Below are 9,193 nucleotides of genomic sequence, written 5' to 3'. Positions count from 1 at the left end.
CTCCGCACTTGGATAATCAAGCGCCTTACAGATCGGTGAGTTCATCAGTCGTATCAAGCTCTTGCGATGAAGCCCTGTCACCTCCTCCATCTCTCCTCTCCCTTTCGATACATGAACGATAGCGTACAGTTGAAAAACGGCGAGAGATAGTCTAAAATTCCCTGGGAGATTCATTCAAAATGTCCGGATGAATCCTCCCCGGAAGTTTCAATGCCTTAAGGGAAAGCGGATTATCCTGGAACGGATCGGGGAACACGGCCAAAACATCAAGAACAGGAGGTGCTTGGATTATGAGATGGATGCTTCTCACATTGGCGATCGCATCGCTCGTGGTGGGATCAGCCTATCCCGAGTGGGAGGTGATCAGACAGGACGATTTCACCAGAAATGATGGCATCGAAGGCGATCTGATGTTCGTCAAGGCGCTAGACCTGAAAACGGTCGTGGCGGCAGGGGGAAACGGGCTGATCCTGCGATCAACCGATGGCGGAGAGACGTGGTCTGCCAGGAACATCAAAATGGACGATATGGGCATTATCTTTTGGGGAGGATTTTTCCTTAACAGGGAGTTCGGCTGCGTTGTGGGTGTGAGATCGAGGGGGTTTCGAGGAACCGCCCTGATATACCAAACTGGTAACGGGGGAAAGACGTGGAAGGGCTCCCAGATCAGAGCTGCCCGGCTTATAGATGCCTTCTTCATAGACGAGAAAAAAGGATGGGCGGTGGGTGAGACCCGGACGTTCCTGAAAACAACCGATGGGGGTGAAACCTGGAACCTGATCAGCTCAGAGCGGGCAAGAGCGGGAGAGATGCGATATAACTATAACGCCATCTGGTTTAACACACCTAAATCCGGATGGATCGTGGGCGCATACGGGATTATCATGCGCTCTGAGGACGGTGGCGAAAGCTGGAGGAAGGTCCCCATCGAGGATGTGATCTCCGATCTGAACGATGTCTTTTTCCTGAACGAAAAAGAGGGATGGATAGTCGGGCAGGATGGCGTGATACTTCATACCTCAGATGGTGGTAGAAATTGGAGATTGATGCCGGTGCCGAAGGAGGTGAGCGACTACGGTCTTCGCGCCGTGTGTTTCGTCACTCCGTCAATTGGATGGGTCGTCGGCGATAGCGGCCTGATACTGGAGACAAAGGACGGAGGAAAAAGCTGGGTGAAGGTTAAGCCCCTCACCAATTCAGTCCTGACGGATGTATCCGGATACAAGGATGAGACGACAGGGGAAATCGCCTGTTATGCCGTAGGCGAATGGGGAATCGTGCTGAGGTTAAAGTGAAACTATGATGAGAACGGGAAAAGCCCTGATCATCTCGATAATCCTACATCTCATCTTCGTGACGATCCTAGCGATACACCTCAGCAGGCGATCGGGAGGAGAGGCTGCCGCAAAGGGGGTATACGTCGACCTGAACGTCAGGCTCGAAAGGCCCCGCGTGAAGAGGATCTCCCTGCCGAGGGTCGTCCAGCCGCTCCTCTCCACCCCTCGTCCGTCCTCCCCCACGAAACCCGTCGTGAAACTGCCTCCGCCCGTCCTCAGGGGCATCACCACGGCGGCGAGGATCTCCGGGCAGAGCGAGGGATTCGACGTGGTGCCTGATCTGGGGGGAACGACGGGAGGCGGTCTGGCTGAGCCGAAGAGAGCCCTCTCGAACCTCGCCTCCATCCCATCCTATTCGCTCATCCGGAAGCCCAAGCTCCTCAGGTTCGTCGGCGGTCTAGGCGAGAGGCGGAGGATAGTTTACTGCCTGGATGTATCGGCGAGCATGTCATCGGGATTCGATAAGCTGGGAATGGCCAAAGCCTATCTCCGTCAATCGATCTCAGATCTGTCCGAAAACGATTTGTTCGATCTGATAGCCTTCCACAAGAGAACCATCAGGTTCAGGGGAAATCCGGTTCCGGCCACGGAGAAAAACGTGGCTTTGGCCTTCAGATTTATGGAGAGATTCACGGCCGAGTCCACCAGGGGAAACGATAGGACCGACCTGTTCGCCCCCCTATCGGACGCCCTGAGAATGAACCCCGATCTGATCGTCCTCGTCACCGACGGGCTCCCCAACGCTGGGATATTGAATCCCACGGAGCTCGCCAGGAAATTCAAGAAGGCCAATAGAATTAAGGCCAGGATCTACGCCATCGGCATGGGGCTGAACGAGAAGAGCCCCGGCGCATATATGCTCAGGAGACTAGCCCTGGAAAATGAAGGGGATTTCGAGCTGATATCGCCGTGAAGGGAAACGTGTTGCTGATCAACCCCTGGATATATGATTTCGCGGCGTACAACTTCTGGATGGAGCCGATAGGGCTGCTTTCGATCGGAAGGGTGCTCAGAGAGAACGGCTATCGGGTGAGGTTGATCGACTGCGTCGTCTCGCCACCTCCGGCGAAGCTCAGAAGATATAACACCTGGAAAATACCCAAGCAGATCATACCCAAACCTTCCCTGTTGAGGGACGTGCCGCGCAGATATGGCAGATACGGTATATCGCCTGAGGAGTTTCTGAGCTTGCTGAGACGAACGCCCAGGCCGGATCTGGTCATGATCACCTCCAAGATGACCTACTGGTATCCGGGCGTCTTTGAGGCGATCAAAGCGATCAGATCCCTCTGGGGGGATATCCCGATAGCCTTGGGCGGGACATATGCCACCCTCTGTTACGATCACGCGATCAGGCTTTCGGGGGCGGATTTCGTCATCAGGGGCGAGGGCGAGATAGAGGCGCTTAAACTCGCCGATGAGATAACCGGGAGCTCCTCGGGGATCGAAAGATATAGCCTCTCAGATCTGGATACGCTCCCCGAGCCGGCCCATGATCTGATGCCGCGCCGGGATGGATTGCTCCCGTATATCGCCGTCCTCACGTCACGTGGATGTCCGATGAGATGCACGTACTGCGCCTCGAGGCTCCTTCATCCCCTCTTCAGATCCAGATCGCCCGAATCGGTCGTCGACGAGATCGAACGATACCATATACAGTTCGGCGTTGAGGATGTCGCCTTCTACGATGACGCCCTGCTCGTGAGGGCTGAGGATCATATGATCCCGATCCTTGAGATGATTATATCCAGGAGATTGAAGGTGAGATTCCACACGCCGAACGGGCTACATGCCAGCCTGATAACCCCTGAGATAGCCGAGCTGATGTTCAGGGCGAACTTCAAGACGATAAGATTGGGGTTGGAGACGGCGGATGAGGAGAGATTGCGGATGACGGGTGGCAAGACGTCGCTCGACGATTTCGTCAGGGCCGTTGAATCGCTCAAGAGGGCGGGCTTCACAGCTGAGGAGGTCGGCGCCTATGTGTTGGCCGGCCTTCCCGGACAAAGCGTTCATGAGGTCGAGAGGACGGTCCGTTTCGTCCATCGATGCGGCGTGCAGGTCAAGATAGCGCTTTTTTCGCCGATACCGGGCACAGGGGAGTGGCGTCGGGCGGTCAAGGAGTTCAACTTTCCGCCTGACGCGGATCCACTGTTACATAACAACTCGATCATGCCCCTGATGGGCGAGAGCGAGAGAAGGGAGATACTCAGGCTTAAGGCATTGGCCGGTCAGCTTAACCGGGATCTGCTCTGAGGATAACGCCCGCTCCTCAGTCGTCGCACCCTATATCAGCAAACTCATCACAGTTCGAGATTCTCCTGTTGAGATCCACGGTGATTTGTGATATATTTTTGAGCGTGATTGGCGAATCCGATAATGGAAGGTTAATTCGAGATGAGCATATTCGATCTCAGCCGGCAGATCATCAGGGACTACGCCCGTTATGTGCAGAGCTTTCTCTCCATCAACGATGAGCGGGTGCGTCAGTTCGTTGAGGATGAGCTTATCCGTAGGAACGCCCTCTGGCCGGAGTCGCTGCTTCAGCTAAATCCGGCCTACGAGATGGCGGAGACGGTATCTGAGCTATACTCTCGAGGAGGGCTCCATCCGCTCTGTGCGGAGATCTTCTGCGATCGAGATGGAAAACCGATTCGGCTTTACCGCCACCAGCAGGAGGCGATCGAACGGGCGTTAAAGCGCGAGCATTTCGTAGTGACCAGCGGCATGGGCTCGGGCAAAACCCTCACCTACTTCATCCCCATCTTCGATGCAGTGTTGAAGGAGGGCTCCCAGGAGCCCAAGGTTCGGGCCATCATCGTCTACCCCATGAACGCGCTGGTCAACTCACAGTACGAGTCGCTTCAGCGCCTTAAGAGGGAGTTTGAGGAGAAGACAGGGAGGAAGCTGCCGGTCCGATTCGATAGATACACCGGTCAGGAGAACAGGGAGAAGAAGGAGGGGATCCAGCGAAATCCGCCGCACATTCTGCTGACGAACTACGTGATGTTGGAGCTGATGCTGGTTCGTCCGGAGGAGGGCCGGTTCGTAGACCGGGCGACATCCGGACTGGAATTTCTGGTTCTGGATGAACTTCATACCTACCGGGGCAGACAGGGCGCCGATGTGGCTTTATTGATCCGGCGTTTGAGGGAGCGGTGCGGGAATCCGAACCTGCTCTGCATCGGCACCAGCGCTACCATGGTGGCGGGGCGGGAGACGACCGCCCAGGAACGCAAAAAGGCGGTCGCCGATTTTGCGAGCAAAATCTTCGGCGTCGAGGTTAAACCCGAAAACGTGATCGAAGAGAGGCTGCGGAGCGTGACATCGCTCCGAAGGCCCACTAACGAGGAACTGCGGCGCGCCCTTGAGGACGCCCCTCCTCAAACCCTCGAGGAGATGCTGGAAAATCCGTTGACGCCGTGGATCGAGTCCACCTTCGGCATAGAGGTCGAGCTGGACGGCAACCTGCGACGACGTGCACCGATCAGCCTGAAAGAGGGCGCTCGCAGGCTGGCAGAGTTGACCGGATACGACGAGGGAAGATGTGAGGCGAGGCTTCGGGAGATGTTTTTGCTGGGCAGTCGGATGAGGCTTCCCGACGGAAACCCGCTGTTCGCCTTCAAGCTCCACCGGTTCATATCTCAGGGACACGCCGTCTATGCGACCTTGGAACCATCTGAAGCGCGACATCTGACGATGGAGGCGCAGTATTACGTATCGGACGGGGAGGGGCGGAAGGTGCTCTATCCGCTCCTGCGCTCAGCGATCTACGCCGCCTTGAGCCGTTACGGGGAACTGCGCTACCATGAGATCGTCGACAGGGTGGTTGAGGCGATGGGGGTAACGCTTAAGGATATCGCCCGAGACCCCGATCTGGCCCCCGACGGCAAGATGGGAAAGCAGGTTTGGAAAACCTTCCGCGATCTTATAGAGTATCGGATCTACGAGGATCTCAGGCGGGGATGGCGGGTGGTGCAGCCGAATCTGGAGCAATGCGGGCTTCTACGCATCGATTATCTCGGCCTGGATGAGCTCTGCTCCGATGACTCCAAATGGGAGAACATAAGCCCGTTTAGAGACCTCTCCCCTGGTGAACGAAAGGAGATAACCCGAACGATCCTGGATCACTTCCGCAGGAAGCTCGCGATCAACGCGGCATGTCTCCGGGAGGTGGAACAGCAGCAACTGCGAAGGAGGGTTCAAGGTGAGATAAACGAGCAGTGGGGGTTCGAGGAAAGGGAAGAGCTGAGGAGAGCAGGACGGGTCATCCTGCCCTCCACCAAATCTAAGAGATCGATCTCCGGGGTGAGCCTCTCCGAGAGAAGTCTAATCGGACGTTATCTCAGGAGACAGTTGAACCTCTCGGTTGACGAATACCTGAAGTGCATCGGGGATCTGATAGACCTGCTCTGCGCCCATGGGATTCTAAGGAGAGGGAGCGAAAGGGGCGTGAGCTTCGTCCAGATCGATGCGCCGTCGCTCATCTGGCGCCCTGGCGACGGCCCACCGCTCCTCGATCCGATCTATTCCCGTCGCGCTCAGAGCCCGTTTTACGCCGAGGTTCAGCGTCGCGCGAACGAGTTTTTCGGGGAGCTCTATCGGAGCGTAGCCCTTCAACTGCGCGGCATCGAGGGACGGGAACACACCGCTCAGATCTCATATGAGGATCGGCGGTGTCGGGAGGAGCGGTTCCGCAAAGGTGATCTCTCATGCCTTTTCTGCTCGCCCACCATGGAGCTGGGAATAGACATATCGGACCTTCAGATCGTCCACATGCGCAACGTCCCGCCGACCCCGGCCAACTACGCCCAGCGCAGCGGTCGAGCCGGACGACAGGGCGATCCCGCCCTGGTGATGACCTATTGCTCGGCCTACAGCGGTCATGACCGATACTTCTTCAGGAACCGAAGGGATATGGTCGCCGGAGCTGTGCGAGCGCCAAGGTTGGACCTGTCCAACGAAGACCTTATCAAAGCTCACGTTCACGCCATATGGCTCGCTAGAACGGGACTCCCGCTCGGAGGCTCCATCGCCGATATATTGGACCTCGATCGGGAAAGCCTTCCGCTCAAGGAGGAGATTCGATCGCGGATCGAGCTTTCGGAAAACCAGATCCGCAAATGCACCGAGGAGGTCATGAGCGTTCTAGGAAGCTGTGAGCCGGATCTGTCGGCCGGCGGATGGTATTCGGAGGAATGGGTCGAGACGGTCGTTCGGAACGCTCCAGAGGTGTTCGATAGAGCCTTCGACCGGTGGAGGGAGCTCTATCACGCCGCCATGGCTCAGCTTATGGAGGCGCAACAACTGCTCTTCCGTACCCTCGACCGCGACAGACAAAGGGAGGCTCAGGCGAAGCTTGAGGAGGCGATCCGACAGCGCAACCTGCTTTGTAACGTCGGAACTACCAGGGAGGAGTCGGACTTCTACCCTTACCGGTATCTGGCCAGCGAGGGGTTCCTCCCCGGATACAACTTCCCGCGGCTGCCCCTCAGGGCTTTTGTTCCGAGGAAGGAGGGCGAGTTCATCTCTCGACCGCGCTTTTTAGCCATAACGGAGTTCGGTCCGGAGAACGTGATCTATCATGAGGGCGCGAAATACCAGGTCGTATCGCTCATCTCACCGCCGGGTGGACTCCGAGGGCGCCGCACTCACGCGAAACTCTGCAGGGTATGCGGTTATTTCCACGGCAGGATCGATCTCGATCTATGTGAGAACTGCGGAACGCGGCTGGACGGCGACTCATGTCAGGTGATAAAGCTGATGGAGATGTCCAATGTGAGGACATGGCGGCGCGAGCGGATCACGTGCGACGAGGAGGAGCGGATGCGCTTCGGCTATGACGTGACCACCCACTTCCGCTTCGCACCCGCGCCCGGAGGAGGAAAGCGCGTCAAAAAAGCGGGAGTCTATGCTGAGGGTGATACGCAGCTTCTCCGGCTGATCTACGCTCCGACGGCGACGATCTTCAGGATCAATCACGGATGGCGGAACAGAAGGGAAAAGGGATTCAAGGTCGATCTGAACACGGGAAGCCTGTTAAGTCGAATCGAGAGGGATGAGAACAGACCGCCTGTGGTCGCCTCGGACGCCGATGTCGAAAATAACGTTAGGTTCTTCGTTCAGGACACCGTGAATGTCCTTCTGATCTACTCCTCCGTGACACTCAAGATGGACGAGGATCAAATGGCCACGTTCCAGTATGCGCTTCAACGGGGTATCGAGGTGACGTTCCAGGTGGAGGAGTCGGAGCTGGCGTCGGAACGGATCGGATCGGGCGAGCACAGGGCGATACTGATCTGGGAGGCAGCAGAAGGCGGGTTGGGTGTCCTGAGACGGCTCGTCGATGAGCCCGATGCAGTGGCTCAAGTCGCTCGTGCTGCGCTCGAAAGATGTCATTTCGACCCGGATACGCTCAGCGACACAAATCCCGATTGTAACTTCGCCTGTTACGATTGCCTGCTCTCGTATTACAACCAGCGAGATCATCACCGGATGAACCGTCATCTCGTCAGAGATCTCCTCGCGCAGTTATCCACGAGCTCGACGTTCTCGGTGGGAGGCGGTCGCTCGCCTGAGGAGCATTACCGATGGCTTCGATCGCTGACCGACTCCCGCTCCGAGCTGGAACGTCGGTTCATAGATCATCTCTACAGGACAGGCCGCCGCTTGCCCGATGAGGCACAGAGGAAGTTGCAGGACTACAACTGCATTCCCGATTTCTTCTACGAGCCCAACGTATGCGTCTTCTGCGACGGAAGTGTTCATGACGATCCAGAACAGCGGAGAAAGGATAGGCTCGTCCGAAGTGAACTCAGAGATCTCGGGTATCGGGTGATCGTCATCCGGTATGACGAGGATCTGGAAGGACAGATCAGTCAGTATCCCGATGTGTTTGGGGCGAGTGGTGAATAGCGAATAGCGAGTGGCGAATAGGGGAGATCTTCTACTCGCTACTGATGAGCCTAAGGGACATAGAAAAGATCAGGGAGGAAAAGGATGAAGTATCTGGGCATCGCTAAAAAGGAGGCTGGTCAAATAATAATAGATACCGCTGGGAAACTGGGAGAGGGAGACTACGAGGTCATAGAGATCGGGGAAGATATACTGCTTATACCAGCTCCTCTGGATCGGCGTCGTTTAGCGTATATCGAGAAACTCGCAGATATATCCATCGATGAACATCGCCAAACCCTGGAGAGGCTTGCCAAGTGAATTGGATAACATTAGAAGAGCTGATCCTCATCCACGAGCGGGTAATAGATGAAACTGGAGGCGTTCACGGAATAACAAACCCAGGGGAGTTGGAAATGGCTTTGTCTCGGCCTTTTATAACCTTCGGAAGAAAAGAGATGTTTCCCGATCTCTGGAGTAAGGTGGCAGCTTTGATTCACTCGATAATAGCCTTTCACCCTTTTGCGGACGGTAATAAGCGTACAGCTTTAGTAGCCGCCGATGTATGTCTGCGATTAAACGGTCATCGCTTGAAACCCTCTGAGGAGGTGGAACCTTTCTTTCGGGCGATCGCACGAGGAGAGAAAAACATTCGGGAGATAACCGATTGGATTATAAACAATACTGAGCCATGGGGAGAGACATAAGAGAAAGTCCGCGTCGAGAGGAGATCTATGATTAATTGGCGAGTAGCGAGTGGCGAATAGGGGAAATTTTCTACTCGCTACTCGCCGTTCGCCACTCGCTAAATATGGGAAGACCAAGGAGTTGACGGCGATGAAACGCACAGATATAGATGAGCTGCGAGATAAAATAATCGACACGCTTAAACCCTGGGGTGTGCGGAAGGTAGCGCTGTTCGGATCGGTGGTCCGGGGGGAGGAGTCATCGGAAAGCGATAT

The 9,193-nt window shown here is 55.9% G+C and carries 6 protein-coding genes; all 6 read left to right on the top strand.

Annotated features, from left to right (window positions below):
• The first annotated feature begins 290 nt into the window (after positions 1-290).
• A complete protein-coding gene (locus J7M22_16015) occupies positions 291-1,295 on the top strand; it encodes a hypothetical protein (protein ID MCD6508113.1) in 1,005 nt (334 codons plus the stop codon).
• A 4-nt stretch (positions 1,296-1,299) separates the two neighbouring features.
• Positions 1,300-2,250 carry a hypothetical protein gene (locus J7M22_16010; protein MCD6508112.1) on the top strand — a complete coding sequence of 317 codons (951 nt, stop codon included), beginning with the start codon at positions 1,300-1,302 and terminating at the stop codon, positions 2,248-2,250.
• A gap of 8 nt (positions 2,251-2,258) precedes the next feature.
• Complete coding sequence (locus tag J7M22_16005; protein MCD6508111.1) at positions 2,259-3,593, top strand: B12-binding domain-containing radical SAM protein; 1,335 nt, start codon at positions 2,259-2,261, stop codon at positions 3,591-3,593.
• A 141-nt stretch (positions 3,594-3,734) separates the two neighbouring features.
• Positions 3,735-8,252: a DEAD/DEAH box helicase gene (locus J7M22_16000; GenBank protein ID MCD6508110.1), complete on the top strand. Its 4,518-nt coding sequence runs from the start codon at positions 3,735-3,737 to the stop codon at positions 8,250-8,252.
• Between the two features lie 84 nt (positions 8,253-8,336).
• On the top strand, positions 8,337-8,552 hold the full coding sequence (locus J7M22_15995) for a hypothetical protein (protein ID MCD6508109.1): 216 nt from the start codon (positions 8,337-8,339) through the stop codon (positions 8,550-8,552).
• The gene (locus tag J7M22_15990; GenBank protein MCD6508108.1) at positions 8,549-8,938 is read left to right on the top strand and encodes a type II toxin-antitoxin system death-on-curing family toxin; all 390 of its coding nucleotides are present in this window, start codon (positions 8,549-8,551) and stop codon (positions 8,936-8,938) included. The genes J7M22_15995 and J7M22_15990 overlap by 4 nt, the downstream gene beginning before the upstream one ends.
• The last annotated feature ends 255 nt before the right edge of the window (positions 8,939-9,193 follow it).

The organism is Candidatus Poribacteria bacterium (assembly GCA_021162805.1).
GTDB lineage: Bacteria > Poribacteria > WGA-4E > B28-G17 > B28-G17 > JAGGXZ01.
The sequence above is the reverse complement of the archived record's forward strand: the minus strand, read 5'-3'. Positions and strand labels throughout refer to the sequence as shown.